The organism is Paenibacillus sp. UMB7766-LJ446 (assembly GCF_030226665.1).
GTDB classification, from domain to species: Bacteria; Bacillota; Bacilli; order Paenibacillales; family Paenibacillaceae; genus Paenibacillus; species Paenibacillus vandeheii.
This window is the reverse complement of sequence record NZ_JASOYM010000005.1, coordinates 462,533-480,135: the sequence shown is the minus strand read 5'-3', so window position 1 is coordinate 480,135 and position 17,603 is coordinate 462,533. Positions and strand designations below refer to the sequence as shown.

At 43.5% G+C, this 17,603-nt stretch carries 15 protein-coding genes; 1 reads left to right on the top strand and 14 read right to left on the bottom strand.

The genetic code is table 11. From position 1 onward, the window contains the following. Window positions 1-35: 35 nt before the first annotated feature. Both QP794_RS16040 and cls read right to left on the bottom strand, forming a co-directional pair. Window positions 36-944: a YitT family protein gene (locus tag QP794_RS16040; protein ID WP_079350919.1), complete on the bottom strand. Its 909-nt coding sequence runs from the start codon at window positions 942-944 to the stop codon at window positions 36-38. 345 nt (window positions 945-1,289) lie between these two features. Next, window positions 1,290-2,729: a cardiolipin synthase gene (gene cls / locus QP794_RS16035; protein ID WP_094938031.1), complete on the bottom strand. Its 1,440-nt coding sequence runs from the start codon at window positions 2,727-2,729 to the stop codon at window positions 1,290-1,292. 377 nt (window positions 2,730-3,106) lie between these two features. On the opposite strand from cls, the gene QP794_RS16030 reads away from it, so the two are divergent. Continuing rightward, window positions 3,107-4,453 carry a hemolysin family protein gene (locus tag QP794_RS16030; RefSeq protein WP_285078014.1) on the top strand — a complete coding sequence of 449 codons (1,347 nt, stop codon included), beginning with the start codon at window positions 3,107-3,109 and terminating at the stop codon, window positions 4,451-4,453. Between the two features lie 215 nt (window positions 4,454-4,668). On the opposite strand, the gene QP794_RS16025 is transcribed toward QP794_RS16030, so the two are convergent. The 12 genes from QP794_RS16025 to QP794_RS15970 form a co-directional block, all read right to left on the bottom strand. Continuing rightward, on the bottom strand, window positions 4,669-5,748 hold the full coding sequence (locus QP794_RS16025; RefSeq protein WP_024632877.1) for an AI-2E family transporter: 1,080 nt from the start codon (window positions 5,746-5,748) through the stop codon (window positions 4,669-4,671). A gap of 228 nt (window positions 5,749-5,976) precedes the next feature. Further along, entirely contained in the window at window positions 5,977-6,771 is a 795-nt protein-coding gene (locus QP794_RS16020; protein WP_285078013.1) for an ABC transporter permease, read from the bottom strand. Further along, on the bottom strand, window positions 6,764-7,672 hold the full coding sequence (locus QP794_RS16015; protein ID WP_024632879.1) for an ABC transporter ATP-binding protein: 909 nt from the start codon (window positions 7,670-7,672) through the stop codon (window positions 6,764-6,766). Before QP794_RS16015 ends, QP794_RS16020 begins: the two co-directional genes overlap by 8 nt. 527 nt (window positions 7,673-8,199) lie before the next feature. Next, window positions 8,200-8,718, bottom strand: coding sequence for a hypothetical protein (locus tag QP794_RS16010; RefSeq protein WP_285078012.1), 519 nt, complete (start codon window positions 8,716-8,718; stop codon window positions 8,200-8,202). Between the two features lie 89 nt (window positions 8,719-8,807). Next, window positions 8,808-9,398: a VanZ family protein gene (locus QP794_RS16005; RefSeq protein ID WP_285078011.1), complete on the bottom strand. Its 591-nt coding sequence runs from the start codon at window positions 9,396-9,398 to the stop codon at window positions 8,808-8,810. A gap of 20 nt (window positions 9,399-9,418) precedes the next feature. Then, window positions 9,419-10,336: an LCP family glycopolymer transferase gene (locus QP794_RS16000; RefSeq protein ID WP_285078010.1), complete on the bottom strand. Its 918-nt coding sequence runs from the start codon at window positions 10,334-10,336 to the stop codon at window positions 9,419-9,421. 66 nt (window positions 10,337-10,402) lie between these two features. Then, window positions 10,403-11,734, bottom strand: coding sequence for a UDP-glucose dehydrogenase family protein (locus tag QP794_RS15995; RefSeq protein ID WP_285078008.1), 1,332 nt, complete (start codon window positions 11,732-11,734; stop codon window positions 10,403-10,405). Further along, the gene (locus tag QP794_RS15990) at window positions 11,731-13,119 is read right to left on the bottom strand and encodes a sugar phosphate nucleotidyltransferase (RefSeq protein WP_285078007.1); all 1,389 of its coding nucleotides are present in this window, start codon (window positions 13,117-13,119) and stop codon (window positions 11,731-11,733) included. The genes QP794_RS15995 and QP794_RS15990 overlap by 4 nt, the downstream gene beginning before the upstream one ends. Window positions 13,120-13,165: 46 nt before the next feature. Further along, complete coding sequence (locus tag QP794_RS15985) at window positions 13,166-14,164, bottom strand: polysaccharide pyruvyl transferase family protein (protein ID WP_285078006.1); 999 nt, start codon at window positions 14,162-14,164, stop codon at window positions 13,166-13,168. Beyond that, window positions 14,130-15,509: a lipopolysaccharide biosynthesis protein gene (locus QP794_RS15980; RefSeq protein WP_350338873.1), complete on the bottom strand. Its 1,380-nt coding sequence runs from the start codon at window positions 15,507-15,509 to the stop codon at window positions 14,130-14,132. The genes QP794_RS15985 and QP794_RS15980 overlap by 35 nt, the downstream gene beginning before the upstream one ends. A 5-nt stretch (window positions 15,510-15,514) precedes the next feature. Next, window positions 15,515-16,411, bottom strand: a complete 897-nt coding sequence (locus QP794_RS15975) for a glycosyltransferase (protein WP_285078004.1) — start codon at window positions 16,409-16,411, stop codon at window positions 15,515-15,517. A gap of 29 nt (window positions 16,412-16,440) precedes the next feature. Further along, window positions 16,441-17,586: a glycosyltransferase family 4 protein gene (locus QP794_RS15970; RefSeq protein ID WP_285078003.1), complete on the bottom strand. Its 1,146-nt coding sequence runs from the start codon at window positions 17,584-17,586 to the stop codon at window positions 16,441-16,443. Window positions 17,587-17,603 lie beyond the last annotated feature (17 nt).

Here is a 17,603-nt window from a genome sequence, read left to right as displayed (position 1 = left end):
CCGGCTATCTTTCTGTTTATGTGCGATGAGATTCGCTAATGTATACCTTTTTTCTTGAAACGTCCGCCCTTCACATCGTGAATGTTACCAATCGCCACAAAGGCATGCGGGTCCCAATCCTCAACAATGGATTTCAGCTTCGCTTCTTCCAAACGGGTAATAACCACAAAGATAATTTTCTTCTCGTCTCCGCTGAAGCCGCCCTCTCCATCAAGATAAGTGACGCCACGACCCAGACGATCGGTCAACGCTGAACCAATATCACGATACTTCTCGCTAATAATCCATACCGATTTGGATTGATCCAATCCTTCATTCACAATATCAATCATCTTCATTGCAATATAATAGGCAATCATGGAATACAGGGCGTTTGGCCAGCCAAATACAAAACCTGCACCAGCGAAAATAAATACGTTAATGAACAGTACGATCTGACCTACAGACAATGGTGATTTCTCACTCAGCAGAATGGCGACAATCTCCGTACCATCCAGTGAACCGCCGGAACGAATGACAAGACCAACACCGACACCCAAGATCAATCCGCCAAATACAGCTCCAAGCAATGGTTCACCTGGCGTAAGTGCAGGAACATGGTGCAGCAACGACGTTCCAATGGACATCACGACGATCCCGAGCAATGTAGATAACGCAAACGTTTTACCAATTTGTTTATACCCCAGAATGAGGAAAGGCAAGTTAAGCAAGGTTAGGAACATTCCGAGTGGCAGATTCGTAAGCTCTGAAACCATAATCGAGATCCCTGTTATTCCGCCATCAATAACGCCATTCGGCACGAGAAATACTTCGAGTGACACAGCCATCAGTGCAGCACCGACCAGAATCATCACAATGCGCTGCAGAAGCTTCAGTGAAAACACCGAGCTTTTAACATTGCGGTCCGGCTTGGATGTTAGTTCTTTAACCGATACATTGGACATCGTATCCCCCCGTATGATCAATATGTGAATCCATTTCATAAATCATTTAAGTACCCGAGAGGAACCCTGCATACAGAAGAACAACACCGTCCTAATGCGATATGCACCCCGTTATCAAAGCACCTAAAGGCTATATGAAATGTATTCAAGTATGTCTTAATTCTGGTTAACACTTCCAAAAGAGAGCAAAAGGGAGCCTGTTATCCCGCAGACTCCCCTCCTTCGCCAAGACATAATTTATATAAACATTATATCATAAAAGATCAAATTTGAGCAAAATAGTTAGCAAAAAGAAGATAAATTCACAAAAAGTGAACTTATCTTGAGAAATTCGCCCTATAACGGCTAAAGCAGCGGAGAAAGCATGCGAGAAAGGATTTCTGCCCCTTTTTGCCACCGTGAACGCTGCTGAAACACCTTCACTTCAATCTGGCTGCATTGATCCAGATCACGTTCAAAGTCCTCAGTCAGCCGATCCATGGATGAAGTATCAAACAACACGGCGGTCAACTCGAAATTGCAGAAAAAGCTGCGCATATCCATATTGGCTGTGCCTACCGTTGCAAGCAATTCATCCACAATCAGGACCTTGGCATGCACAAAACCTTTACGATATTGATAGAACTTCACTCCGGCACGCAACAATTCTTCTACATAGGACATTGAGGCCCAATGCACAAGTCGGGAATCCGATTGATACGGAATGATGATTTTCACATCCACGCCACTGACAGCGGCCGTTTTGATTGCTTCATACAATGCGGGATCGGGAATAAAATAGGGTGTTGTGATGTATATGCGCTCGCAAGCCACGGAAATCGCACCAAAGCACATTTCCTGAATGGCATCCCAGTCCTGATCCGGTCCACTGGACAGAATCTGAATCCGCTCTTCTCCGCTGCAAATATGTGGTGGGAACAGTTCTGTAAGTTGAGGCTCTGTAATCTGCTCGCCGGAAGCAAGCTTCCAGTCGTTCAGGAACGTATTTTGCAGGAAATATACGGCATCTCCCTCGATCTGTACATGGGTATCACGCCAGAATCCAACCTCCGGATATTGTCCGAGATAATCGTCTCCTATGTTAATTCCACCCACAAATCCAATCCTTCCATCCACCACCACAATTTTACGGTGATTCCGGTAGTTCACCCTTCGGTCAATCGTTGCAATGAGCGGCGGCAGAAAATAATGAAATTCCACGCCTGCATCCTGAAACTTGCGAATAAAGCTCCAGCTCATCTTGTGACTGCCGAGTCCATCGCAGATCAACCGCACCTTGACGCCTTCTTTCGCCTTGCGAATCATCACGTCCTGAAACTTGGTACTGATGACATCATCCCGAAAAATATAAAATTCAACATGCAGATGGTGCTCTGCCTGCTCCATTGCCCTCAACATGGCTCCAAATGTCTCTTCACCATTCGTAAGTACTTGACTCCGATTGCAGCCTGTAATTGGGCTCTCAGACAGGTGTGACAGCATGTTGAACAAACGGTGCTGATGGGTGTATCGGCTGCCAGACATCTGATCGGCATGATCAATAATATGAGCCTGCTCCCAGATCGTTTCCCGTATTTCACGAAAGATACGCGAACCGCCTTTACGAACCTTCTTGCGTTTGTTATAGTCTTGGGCCACAAAATAATACACAACAAAGCCGATCAAAGGTACACAGAATAAAATAAAAAGCCATGCCACAGCTTTCGCCGGATTGCGGAATTCCAGCAACAGAATGGTGGCTGCCTGAAAAGTAAATACGAGCAATATAATGACCAGCCAAAACATTCGGCTTCCTCCTCATGGCAAGGTGTAACCCTGCCGTTCTCTCTCATTGTATAAGCTTTGACGATAAAGCCTTTAGCTAATCATTAGATACCCAATGTATACCCTGTTCGTAACGTTTGCTTAGATAAAATTTTACATACAAAGCTGATACGCAAAAAGCACTAAGCCATTTCATTCCATACTTCGCTGTTGTATATTCTGACTGTGTTTCCTTCTACATATGCTTTTTCCCAGTCAGCAGATCAGTACTCCATCGCCTTTTCGCACACTTTGCCTTCCAGACTCTTCCTCTTTTCTTGACCGGAAGGTGGTCTTCTTACGTAAAATTAGATATAATATTCGTTAAAAACTTATTACTTAAAGGAGAAGACTAGTTAATGGACAGTGAGAGGTATGCGTTAAATTTAGTATTGGTTGCGATTTTGATAGGATTTTCGGCGTTTTTTGTTGCGGTGGAATTCGCATTGGTGAGGATTCGTCCGAGCCGGATCGACCAAATGATTGCAGAGGGAAACAAGCGTGCCTTGGCTGTCAAACAAGCCGTTGCCAACCTGGACGGATATTTGTCCGCCTGTCAGTTGGGTATCACGATTACATCTCTGGGACTGGGCTGGCTGGGTGAACCAACGGTTGAGAAAATTCTCCACCCTGTGTTCGAAAGCATGCACATGCCTGAGACGGTTTCTTCATTCTTATCGTTTGTTATTGCGTTTGTTGCCATCACGTATTTGCATGTGGTTGTTGGTGAACTTGCACCTAAAACGATTGCAATCCGTAAAGCCGAAGCCGTTGCACTGTGGACGTCTACACCTATCATCTGGTTTAACCGAATTATGTATCCTTTTATCTGGCTGTTAAACAGCTCAGCGAATCAACTGGTCAAGTTGTTCGGAATCAAACCCGCATCGGAGCATGAGGATGCGCACTCAGAAGAAGAATTACAGATTATCATCAATGAAAGTTTTGAGAGCGGCAAAATCAATCAAGCCGAGTTCGGATATGTAAGCCGGATCTTTGCTTTTGATGAGATGCTTGCCAAAGAAATCATGGTACCCCGGACTGATATGGTCTGCCTTTATGTCAATAGATCAAACGAGGAAAATCTGGATATTATCCGGCAAGAGCAATACACCCGTTTTCCAGTGGTAAATGAGAGCAAAGACGATATTATCGGTATTATTAATACCAAACAATTTTTCTTGGAGTTATATGGAAACGAAGAGCCCGTCGATCTATCTTCCCTGATTCAGCCTGTATCGGCTGTTCACGAAACGACTCCCGTTAAGGACCTGCTGAAAAAGATGCAGAAAGATGGCGTGCATATTGCCGTGCTAGTCGATGAATATGGAGGTACATCCGGGATCGTAACGATTGAAGATGTGCTTGAACAAATCGTTGGGGAAATCCGGGATGAGTTCGACGCAGATGAAGTGGAAGATATTCAAGTCATCAATGAGAACTATGTGATTATGGATGGCAAGGTATCCTTGTCCAAGGTAAACGACATGTTCACCTCAAACCTCGATGCTGACGAATGGGACACCATTGGCGGATGGCTATATAGCCATCGTCCAGAGATGAATGAACAGGAAGAATATGAGTTCGAGAATCTGATTTTTGTTTTGCTGGAAAAAGACAAGAATCGTTTCTACAAAGTCGCTGTTGTTCCCAAGGAACCACTGACCATGTCCGACTACACGGATGAAGACGAGTCGAATTCATAAGCTATATTAGTTGATCATTTAAGCTTCGCAATATAGATACTTTAAAAGGGGTTGGCCATCGTCGTGAAGATGATGGCCAACCCCTTTTCATAGAGCAGGCGTATTGGGTATGTGTAACTCTTGGCGATCCTTGCTGTTAAGTGTAGTTCGCAGCTTGTGTCGAATATCTAACGAATCGAGCAAGCTCTATTTGTTTCGTTAGCACCTCGGTTGAATTAATTGGCTGGATCGGCCTTTTCTTCGACGATTCGATTCTGAATCTTCCGGAAAATAATTTTGATAATCATATATAGTGGAATAACGATAATCATCCCAAGAATGTTCCCCAGGTCCGCCCCTACAAGCAGCAAGATTACGGTAGTCAATGGATGAATATCCAACTGTTTGCCATAGACATATGGAGAGATCAGATTGTCCTGGATTTGCTGGGCAATGACAATAATGACAAGCGACCAGATCGCCATCGAAGGTGATTCAATGAACCCCACAATGACGACAGGAATAGCTGCCAGCAAGGCCCCCACATAAGGAATGAAGTTCAAAATGATGGATACAACTGTCAGAAGAAGTGCATACGGTAACCCCAGAAATAGAAAACCAATGTACATCAAAATCCCCAAGGCCACATTGACAATGACACGGCCTACAATATAGCTGCTTAAAGCTTCATCGATTTCATGGACCGTCTCTTCTCCATCTTTACGGTAACGTCTCGGGAGCAGAAGTGTGAGATTGGTTCCGAATTTGCTGCCTTCCTTAAGCATGTAATACAGCATGATCGGGAACGTCGCCAGAATGATAACCAGATTGGATACGACCGAGAATAACCCGGATACATAATCCGTTACCTGAGCAATCCCTTGACTCAGAAAATCAGAAAAGCGCGAGAAGAGATCGGAATCCTCAGGTAAATATTTTGAAAGGAAACCGCTCCTTTCGAATTCAGCCAACTGATCGCTGAGCGAAGTAACCAGTACCGGGGCATTCTCCACAAAGTTCAACAGCTGCTCACGCAGTGAAGGCCATACAAGCACACTGAATCCTGCCAAAATTAAGGCAATCACCACGTAAATGATAAGGACTGACAGTGCACGCTTCATTTTGTGCCGTTCCATATAGTCGACAAGCGGACGCAGCAGATAATAGAAAAAACCAGCAATCAGCAGCGGAATGATGATGATGTGAATCAGCGAGGTCAAGGGAGTGAAAATAAAGTTGACTTTATCCCCCAAATACACGATGAGCAGCAGCAAAATAATCGCTGTGCATATACGGTAAAACTTGTTGTTTATCAAGAAACGTGATCCCTCCATACGCTGCTCTGCCAAATACGACTGCGGCGATAATATGTATGTAATTAATTAATGCAACTTACTACAGCTTGGGCAGCCTGTTCCTTTCCAAGCCGTATTCTCATGTATGATTATATGTACCCTTAAATGCTAGTCATGCCACAGCGAATGCTGAATATACTCTCTTTTCCACCCTGAAGTAGAAATTGGGCAAAAAAAAGAAGCAGGCGATTAGCCTGCCACATCTCTTTTGTTGAATACAACCCATGAGATCACCATGAAAATGACATAATATACAGCCAGTACGGCAATAGAAAAACCAAGTGTCATGCCTGCATTGCCTCCACCCATTAGTCCCAAGTCTGTTGCTGAACCCATGTATCGACTGAGGTCCATGTTATTAAACAGAACATATTTGGCCCACTCGTACCGTTCGGGGTTGAAAATTAGTGAGAACAAATTCTGTGTAAACATAATAAACAGAGACAGCCCGATTGCCAGAGCTCCCGAACGAAATACGGAGGAGACCATAAAGGCTATAGCGAGTGTAATAAACAAGTCCACGTACAGATATCCCCATAGTGCAAATGCGTGCGAAGCAGAAGCACCACTTCCATCCTGAACTGCAGAATGGGAGAATAACATATACGACATTACGGTTGCCAGAATAACAACAAGTAACGTACTCAGAATACTAAATCCAATCACGGACAAATATTTGGATGCCAGTATTTTGCTGCGCGACCACGGACGAATCAGCAGTAGTTTAATCGTTCCCCAGGTGAACTCACCAGCTACCGCTTCAGCTGCAATGACGACACAGAAGATAGTATTCAGGAAAAAGACGATCTGAACGGTTGTAATAGCTGCTTGCCAGTATGGAACCTCACTGGACCCCATGCCTTCATTGAGTAGAACCGGCATCAACAGCGAGATTAATGCCAGAATGGATAACATAATCCAGGTACGCGGACGACGGAAAATTTTCATATTTTCATTCAGTATGAGATTGCCGAAATTACCCAATGCTGCCGCCCCCAGTCACTTGCAAAAATTGATCTTCCAGCGTATGGGTAACGTTACGGATACCATATACCTGGAACCCTTCACTGACCAGCCTCGCATTCAAGTCCGGAATCTGCTCACGGGATAACCGAATCACAATAGCATTGCCCTGAACTGTAGCCTCACTAATCAGTTCAGCTGCACGCGGTGCATCATTCACCTCAAAAGCAACTTCAGTAAGGACATCTGCCCCCGCCTCAGCTCTTAGATTTCTCACATCAATCAGCTTGCCGTTCTGGATAATTGCAACGGTATCACACATCAATTCCATCTCCGACAGCAAGTGGCTGGATACAAAGACGGTGATGCCTTCCTCCTGACAGAGCTGACGCAAATAATCCCTAAGTTCCCGTATTCCCTGTGGATCAAGTCCGTTGGTAGGCTCATCCAATACCAATAGCTTTGGTTTATGTAGTATGGCTTGGGCAACACCCAGACGCTGTCGCATACCCAGAGAATAGGTCTTTACCTTATCATGAATGCGGGCTGTGAGCCCAACACGTTCAATCGTCTCGGCAATGCGTTCTTTCGTAATGCCAGGCGACATTCTGGCAAAGTGCACGAGATTCTGGTATCCAGTCAGAAACTTGTACATTTCAGGATTTTCAACAATTGCCCCAACCTGAGCTATGGCCTGCTCAAATTCATTCTTTACACTGTGTCCCGAGATGATGATATCTCCTTTACTAATGGACATCAGTCCCACCATCATTCGAATCGTTGTTGTTTTCCCCGCCCCATTGGGTCCTAAAAAACCAAAAACCTGCCCCGGAGAAATATCCAGAGTCAGGTCACTGACCAATGATCGGGAGGAGATGATTTTACTGACGCCCTGAAGACGGACGACCGGCTCCTGCTGCATTCCATTTCCTCCTTCATCGACGGACATTCACATCATGCCCGTTTCTCATATGAACACAGTGTATCATAATCTTTAGTATATTGTCCCGCAAACTGGGATTTCCCCTGACGTTTCGTATGAACTACACACGCTTCACAGCATCCAAGCGGCATCTCACTCCGATAAAATCCGGTGCGAAATACGTGATTGCCTCCACAGTCCTCTTCCTTTAGTTCGACAGAGCCCCTAGCGACCGACACAATCATCCCACAACTGACACAGTAAAAGCGGTCCGTTTCGATCAATGATATTCCTTCCCCTCACAAGGAGCATTGAAGTCCCTGTTATTTGTCGTTAGACGCTGAATTTTGATACATTTTGTATCTAACTCGTAATTTACTTGACACCGGGACTAATGTCAACCCCTTGCAGGTTTAAAAAGAAATGAAATGCAAAAAAAGCTCTATAAATGCGACTAAAGTCTCGCATTCATAGAGCCTTTTTAAGTTCAAATGATACAATCCGGTTCATAGTATGGGTTAATACTATCAATCAATTTTGTCATGCTCGGTCTCGTTTTCCCCATTCTTCGGATAATACCAAAGCAGCGTCCAATCGTCCCCATCCTTTACGATATAACAATTCTGCACGATTTTAAATTGACCAAAGGTTCCCGTAAACTTCTGGGTAACCCCAATGCGATACGCCTCTGCAAATGGCTTAACGCCATCTATTACCGTAACGTCAAACTCCCGTTCCGGTTTCTCCATCTCCAAATCAAAGGTTTCCACCCCAAAATGCTGCATGAAAATATGCGCTCTGGACTGTAAATAAGCGCTTTTTGGAAAACGCTCTTTCATCAGCGGATGAAACAATTCCCATGAACTGCCGAAATCACCCGTTTGCTCATATTTGTAAAACTCTTCGGCAAGAGCAGCAGCTTCGTCTGGTGCATCCGCACGAAACAGATATGGGATGGTTCTGCCGATGAGCCACAACAGCAGCAATACAAGTGCTATGAATCCGATCTTTTTAAGTAATGCATTCCGGTTCCTTCTTCGCAGCATGCCCCGTCCCCCCCTTGTCCTACTTCCATACTTATGATGGATAGCAAGCAAGTAGAAGCTAGAACTAACGAGCAGCATTTCCTGGGAAATCACTTTCTTTTGATTGAAGATCCTCTTGGAGACCGGAATCTTCTGAAAATGGCATTAGCCCCCATATATATGGCAATTCCGCCACATCCGCCAAGCAGATCCACGCCAACATCACGAATCGAACTCGTCCGGTTAGGGCTGAACTGCTGAATATATTCATCAATGGAGGCGATCATTGCTACTACGGTCAGAGCAGCAGCGAAACAAGTCAATATTCGCATTTTCCTGTATCTCAGCCCACCATAAATAAGTATCGCCAACACAGCATATACAAATAAATGGGCACTCTTCCGAAATATAAACTCAACAAAATCATAAGGTCGTTGTCTTAAGGAATAATCAAGCTCGCCGTATGTGAATTGCACATCGGGTAATGCAAATCCGACTTTCACTTTTTCAGACCACTCATGCAGCCAAGGCTGGATGGTCTGCTCCTGATACGATTGTGTCGAGAAGTGCCAGATCACCAGAACCCAGGCCGCAATCAGCAGCAAAGACAAGATATAAACATAAGGTCGCTGTTTACGTCTATGCTTATACCTTCGTTTCCCGTACTCCTCCTCCATAAGCAAGGTCCTCACCACTTTCATAAGCCATTCATTGATTCTGTTTATTTCTCCAAATGTTCTTCAATTATTCCGTGAATGCGATCTCTTTCCTGCTGGTCCACGATGTAATAATAAATCCCATTGATTTTCTCACCTTTGCCCTGGATCTCCACCGTATCTACATTCTCCAAATCATTACGATAATCGAGGAGGAGTTCCTTCATCTCATCAAAAGTTACATCCGTTCTGACATGATTACCTAGTTCATCAAGCATATTTTGGATATTAAATACACTGGAGAATTGCATCGTGTTCTTAAGCATCTGCTTCAGTACCTCTCGCTGTCGATCATTACGTCCCAAATCCCCTTTCGGGTCATCATAACGCATTCTTGAAAAACCAAGCGCAGCAACACCATCCAGATGAATATTCCCTTGATCATAACGCTGGCCCTCATAATCAAATGCAAAAGGATTATTTACATCTACACCGCCGACCAGGTCAATAATTTTGGAAAACCCCTCCATATCCACTTTCATATAATAATGAATGGGGACTCCCAGAAATTGCTCGACGGTATTTACCGACATGTCCACGCCCCCAAAGGCATAAGCATGATTGATCTTATCCACCGTATTGTGTCCCACAATATCTGTCCGTGTGTCCCTTGGAATATTAAACATGAGCACTTGTTTTTTTCCCGGGTTTACACTTAGTACGATAATCGTATCCGAGCGTCCTCGATCATTCGGACGCTCATCCACGCCCAGAATAAGCGCATTAAAAGGCTCTTTGCTGTTAATATCCACCGGTAGCCCACCTCTGCTATCTGTGACCGAGACGGGCTTTACAGGATTTCGAGGCTCATAAATTTGGTCAGCAGTTGTTTTCACGGATTGGTAGAGATATATGGCATAACCAAATACAACAACTACAAAAAAGGAAACAATCCAAATCGAGATTTTCATCCACTTTTTCATTCGTTTTTCCTCACTCACAATCAAGATGAAAGCTAAATGTTTGAGCTCGACCTAAATAGCTGCTGATTAAATAATGGCTGCCGTCTTCCCCTTCGCGGATGTCAACCCCGGACGACCTACGGAATAATATTGAAGACGGGATGCACGAATCTGCTCAGGACTGTACAGATTGCGTCCATCAATCATGACAGGATCATTCATCAGATCAGCAAGTTCCGCTAAATCAATATGGACGAATTCCTTCCATTCGGTCAAAACACATAACGCGTCAGCCCCTTTGGCGGCTTCAAGTGGATTTTCTTCCCACGTAATGGAAACGGCATTAACTTCCTTGCAAAAATTGTCTGTTGCAATCGGGTCATAAGCCTTAATCATTGCACCGGCTTCGCTTAACTGCTGGATAATGTCAATAGCTGGAGCATCTCTTACATCGTCAGTATCAGGCTTGAAAGCAAGTCCCCAGACTGCAATTGTCTTTCCTTTCAACGACCCTAACGCTTCTTCCAATTTGTGAATGACATGAAAACGCTGCTCCTGATTGACTTTCACTACAGATTTCAATATTTTGAAATCATAGTCCACCATTCCCGCAATCTGAATTAACGCCTGCGTGTCTTTCGGAAAACATGAGCCACCGTATCCAATGCCTGCTCTCAAAAAAGACGATCCGATACGCTTATCATACCCCATACCTTCGGCTACGCGAGTAACGTCGGCTCCTACTTTTTCACATATATTCGAGATTTCATTGATGAATGATATTTTAGTTGCCAGGAACGCATTGGATGCGTATTTAATCATTTCGGCTGAACGAATGTCTGTAATTATAAGATTCTCCGTTAATGGACGGTGAAGCTTCTTCAGCGTTTTAATCGCCCGATCACTGTCTGTTCCGATAACAATGCGATCCGGATTCAACGTATCCTTTACAGCCGAACCTTCTCTAAGGAACTCGGGTACAGATGCCACATCGAAAGGCTGCGATGAGATACTGCTAATCAGCTCACGAACACGATCATTGGTGCCTACAGGAACAGTGCTTTTGGTCACGATAATTTTGTAGCTCTCAATATGGCTTCCAATCTCTATAGCTACTTGCTCTACATAGCTTAGGTTGGCTTCGCCGCTCGGAAGAGAAGGAGTGCCTACAGCGATAAAGATAATATCCGACTGGCTAATCGCTTCAGCAATATTGGAGGTGAACGATAGATTGCCTGCTTGCATGTTGGAAGCCATCAACTCTTTGAGGCCAGGCTCATAGATGGGAACGTTACCCTCGTTGAGCATCTCTACTTTGGCCTCATTGTTGTCTACACAGATGACCTGATTGCCGATTTCTGAAAAGCATACTCCCGATACCAGACCTACGTACCCTGTTCCAATCACTGCAATATTCATCTTGTTTTCCCCCAATTCACGCAATTTTGGATAATATCTGTCCATTCCATCTCTACTCGCACGATATCCTCTTCCACCAGTTCACTGCCCATCTGCACTTCAATGATCTCAAGTTCGGTTACAGCCTTCACGCTATGTTTGCTGCCAGCCGGAATTGAAAGGACATCTCCCTGATGAATCCGACTCAGTTCACCATCGAGAATTAATTCGCCATGCCCTGAAACGACCGTCCATACTTCGTTTCGTTTGAGATGATACTGATAAGAAAGATTCTTCGCCGCTCCTATAATCATCCGTTTGGTTAAAACCTCTTCCGCTTTATCATTGCGTGTGTAGTCCAGGACCTTATAGCAGCCCCAGCGGCGCTCCTCATACATCGGGCGTTCAGTGCTATCTTTGAGCACTTCCTTAATCTGCGGACTTGCTTCCTTTTCGCTCACAAGAATACCGTCAGGACTTGTAGCAACAATGAGATTGGAGACACCAAGCACACAAACTGGGATATTCAATTCATTGATTAAATGGGTATTTACAGAGCTGTTCGTCATGACACCTTTGCCTACGATGTTGGTACTCATCTCATCTGTTAATGTGTTCCATGTACCCAAATCTTTCCAGTATCCATCATACGGTGTTACTACAATATGTTTAGCCTTCTCAACCACCTGGTAATCAAAGCTGATTTTCTCCAATCTTCCGTATTGTTTCAGCATCTCTTCATACTGTATTGGCAGTTCAAGCAAAATGAGAAGATTGATTAAATAATTCAATTGAAATGCAAAAACCCCGCAATTCCAAAGGGCAGATTGCTCGATCATCTCTGCCGCTTCAGTCTCACAGGGTTTCTCTTGAAAACGTGATACTTTGGCGTAATGCTTGTGTTTTTCAGCTTCATCTTGATCTGGAATAATATAACCGTATTTCTCTGACGGATAAGTGGGTTTCACCCCGATTAATGCGAGCTCCGCACCAGACTCAGTCAATACTCCTTCAAGCTCCGTTACTTTATAGAAAAAGGATTCCTCCACATATGGGTCAACAGGAAGTACAGCTATCGTTTCGTTCAGACTGACACCCTGTACGGAGTACAGATATACAGCTGCCAAGGCAATCGCGGGAAAGGTATCTCTGCGCTCCGGCTCAACGACAAGATTAACCTCATCGCCCAGCTGACTCCGTAAAATCTCCACCTGTGGCTTGCTCGTTGCTATCGTGGCCTGTTCGCTTAGTCCCGTATGCTGCAGTTGCCTCCATACCCGTTGAACCATGGATTCAGTTTGCCCTTCCGGGCCCTCCAGTACTTTTAGGAACTGTTTCGATCTCGTATCGTTGGATAAGGGCCATAACCTCTTGCCTGATCCACCGGAGAGAAGTACGATTTGCATGTTTATCACTCCACTCTCTATATTTTCACACTTTTAGCCCGGTTTTTTATACTGTTGCGGTTGTTTCCAGATACTTAGGTGCAGGTGGAGAGCTAGCTTTTGAAGAGGAATCCATGTTTGCCGTGTTAACTTCATGAGTCCATATCCGATAATATCCCGAGTTTTTCCCGTAGGAGTTATCAATCAGCACATTGGGTTTTGCCATAAGGCAAGACAGGATGTGCCCATGTAACCTAGAAGAATGAATCATGCGATAATCGGCGAAACAACGAATAGCCTTGTTTACAAGGTAATCACTATATTTCATCCATAAAAATTGTGAAATGGCTCGTGACGCCCGTTTTTTCAGTCCTTTGCTGATGTAATAAATAAGTTTCTTTTCATATCTGTTATATAATGTTGGCCAATCTAAGTAGTCCCCTTGCTGCTCTGTTGAAATCAAGGATTGTTGAGAGATTTGTTCAATATCTGTTCTAAAGAAATTCAACTTTTCTTTACGCGGGGAACGTTTCAATTCAATTGGCCATAATTGATGTGCCATATCAGGAATTAAAGCCACCTCACTGTTCGGGAAATTCTCGGATGCAATTTGAAACGATATCTCATCCCGAACATATATATGGAGATCTGGATGTTGATTAAAAATAGCAGCGGTTCTAAGCAGAGCAGACTGATCCTTATAAAATATCGTCTGAGGAAGAATCACAATTTTATGATTTGGATAATGCTGAACAATATTCTCTCTCAATTTTTGATGGGCTTCGTATAAATCGCCAAAATTTCCGCCACCGTGGAGCACAATAATTTGATCTCGTGGTATTTCAACCTGATAATCAAAATCATAAACACTATATCTATGGGTGACGTGAATACGGTGATCTTCAAAAAATGTCTCTGTTCCTTTCATAATAAGAAGATCACCACAATTGCTATGGACAGGGTAGTCAATATAATAAATTTTAGAATTAGAAGGTATGACCTCCAGTATGGATTCAAGCCGTTTTTTCAACTCATCCATGGGATGAATCCTTTGCACGTTTGACATCTTTTCCGGCTCCTTTGAGTATATTTTTCTCTCTCAATCTTTCCTTCAGGAAAGAAATATCTTCCTTGTTGTACAGCATCTTATGCATAGGCATTTTGAAAATAATGGATACTGATGCCAATGACATCAATATACGAACAAACGAACCGAGCAATAATGCCAACCCTATTCCATACAAGCCCAGCAGTGGAGTAAGCACAAAAAATAAAGTAATGGTAACGGCCAATGCTACGATCTGCCGAAGTACGATTACACCAGGTCGCCCTAGCGCATTAAAAGCAGATGCCAAAATCCATGATCCTCCACCAACAATGCATTCGATAGATAACAAGTAAAATACACCGCTGGCTTCAAGAAATTCCTGTCCGAATAATAATCCTATAAAAAAACGACCAATCAACATACTAGGTATGATGATGATCGTCATAAGAACCATACTAATTCGAAAGGCTCTGCCTACAAGAGATAGTACCTTCTGCTGCTCCATGCCTGCGACCTTTGGAAAGATCACATTTGTTATGGCCGTCTGAACTACGTTAAACATTCGGGAGAGGGCAAAAACAACCGAATACAACCCAAAATCTTTGGGCGTAAGCAACGCCAAAATAATAATTTTATCGAACTGGTTATACAAAGTACCCAGCAGTTCTACACCGTATACTCGAATGCCATAACTGAATAGGTGAATACAGGTTCTAAACTGACCCGCCAGCTTGCTTACTGAACTGAATATTTGCTGACGCATGGCGTACATGTAACAGATTAATACAAGTATATTAGCTGCAAAACTAACAATAATTGCTCTTTCCACCGTCAATATGCCTGTTATCCAAAGTAATACCAGACCTACAAGATTAAATAAAGGTGCAAACAGCCTCGATAGATTATAAATATGGAATTTATCCGTTCCTTGGGCTGCTGCTGCAAGCACTCCCATAAACAGCATCACAGGAACCATGGATACGGTGTACCAACGCGCAATGGAAACGACCGATTCCGAATACCCGGAGAGCCAGGAAGAGATACCAAACCAGCTTACAATTCCAGCTATTAAGCTGATAGGAATTTGAACCGCAAAACTCATGCTAATGTAAGTTGGCAATTGATTGCTGTTCTTTTTCACATTGTAGATTAACGAGGTTGGCAGTCCAAGTGCAGCGAGACCAGATATAAAGGCGGGCCAGAACAGTACAGCAGCAAGTTCACCTTTACCGGTTGCCCCGAACATTCGGGCTGTAATAATAGAAGTGAGAGTCGTTACAGCCATAATAAGAATATTCGCAACACTGGTCATGAAAATGGTCTGCACCATGCTGAGCTGTCTTGGCTTTTTGGCAATTGCCATGTTCATCAGGTGTTCAGTCCTCTGCTGTTCCGGAAGGATCCTACAATCGTTCCGTTACGATAAGATATCTTAGCCATTTCACTCATTACCTTTTGGACATTATTAAATGAGATTAATATTAATAACGCCGCTTGAACAATTCTTACAGTATGTTTGAATATCCCCCACCCACTCTTCTTATAACGCGTTGCATCACTAATACCCTGCCAATAAACTCTTCGTAGTAACCATCTTTTAGTTAGCCTACTTTTGGCTATTTTATGTTCTACAATAGCGTATGGACTGTAAAAAACTTTATATTCTAAACGAACCCGACCGATTAGTTCGCTTTCTTCGCTCGACATTAAATTACTACCTACACGTCCCAAATCTTCTCTGAACGGTTTAATCTGTTGAAAAATACTCCTCCTGAACGCTACGTTAGCTCCAAAAGGAATAGAGGGGGCATGCATTTCCACAATTTCGCTAGAAAAATCCATGAGTGTGTAAAGACTGACGATATCATGCGGTATCCAATCAGGCTTCCCTCCCTCCCAGATCGGAACTATTTTTCCACCGACACATCCAATCCGGGAATCCATATCAAATATTCTAACGACTTCTTTAATCCAGGTCGAACACGCTAGTGCGTCATCATCCAGGAATAAAACGAATTCTCCTTTGGCTTCCTTTATCGCTCTATTTCTTGCATAGGATAATCCCAATTGAGGCTCGAAAATATAGCGAACATGCGCGGGCATGTTAAGAGAGTCGAATAATTCTTTTGTGTTATCTGTTGAATTATTATCAATAACCAAAATTTCGTAATCAGCACTACCCATGTCCCCATTTAAAACACTTTCAACAGCCTGCATCGTGTCTATTGCCCTGTTGTGTGTGCAAATGGATACTGAAGCCCTCATTATCTCACCCCAAATATACAATTTTATTTTTAGGCTAATTGCTTCAACAGCTGTCCGCGATGCGACCATAAACAATGATTGATAACCCACTCATACCCGTTATCCCCCATGGTTCTGGCAAGTCCCTCATCCGTAATCAATTCTTCGATACGACAGGCTATTTCCTTCTCATCCATAGGATCTACGAGATAACCGGTTATCTTGTCCTTCACCGCGTCAGGAATTCCACCGCTATTGCCCGCAATCACAGGTAATCTGTAGTAGTTGGCTTCAAGGAATACAATTCCGAAACCTTCGACATCCCCTTTTTCCTTAATATCACGGCTAGGCATAATAAACAGATCAGAACATTCATATAAACGATGCAGCTCATGGTCAGTGATGCCGCCTGTGAACACAACTACAGAATCTAAACCGTACTGCGTTACCAGACGTTCCAATTCCCCTCTGTGTGGACCATCTCCACATATCAGATATTTCAGATTAGGAATCTGCTCGATCACATGACTAATAGCTTTAAGAGTGACATCATGTCCCTTGCGCTCAACCAGACGAGAGACGGTTATCATCACTTTTTTGCCATGCAGATCATATTTATCCCGGATATCTTCATTGAATTCAGAACCACCAATTAGTTTGCTTACGTTTAAGCCTGGTGGAATAATGACAATCTGCATCTCCGGAATGCCTAGCTCCATCAACTTTGACTTGGTATACTGACTATTCGCAATCACCTTGTCAGACCGCCTCAAAATGAACAACAGGAGTGGAAACAACTTGCTATTCACCATCCCCATAACATCCAGTCCATGAACATATGGGAAATATTTCACTCCAAAAAAAGTTTTCATAAACGGGCCTGCGATGCCTACCGGAAATATGTTGACAAAGTGTATCTCGTCCGTCTTTTTACCCCATTTCAGAATAATCAGCTGAATGATCAGAATAAACTGCGATAAGATGAGCAGGAGCTTATTGGAATTCCAAAAAATTCGCTTCCGGATAATCTTAAAATCGGTCTTCTGGTCAAATTGTTCGGACTCTGCAACATTCTTTATTTTATTCGTTAGAACAGTGGTCTCTTCTGCCGGAATCTGAGATATAAGTCCATAGGCATAATCATGAATCCCCCCTTTTTCGGGCGGAAAATCAATAGCAACAAATACTTTATTCATAGGTTCTATCTCCCTTG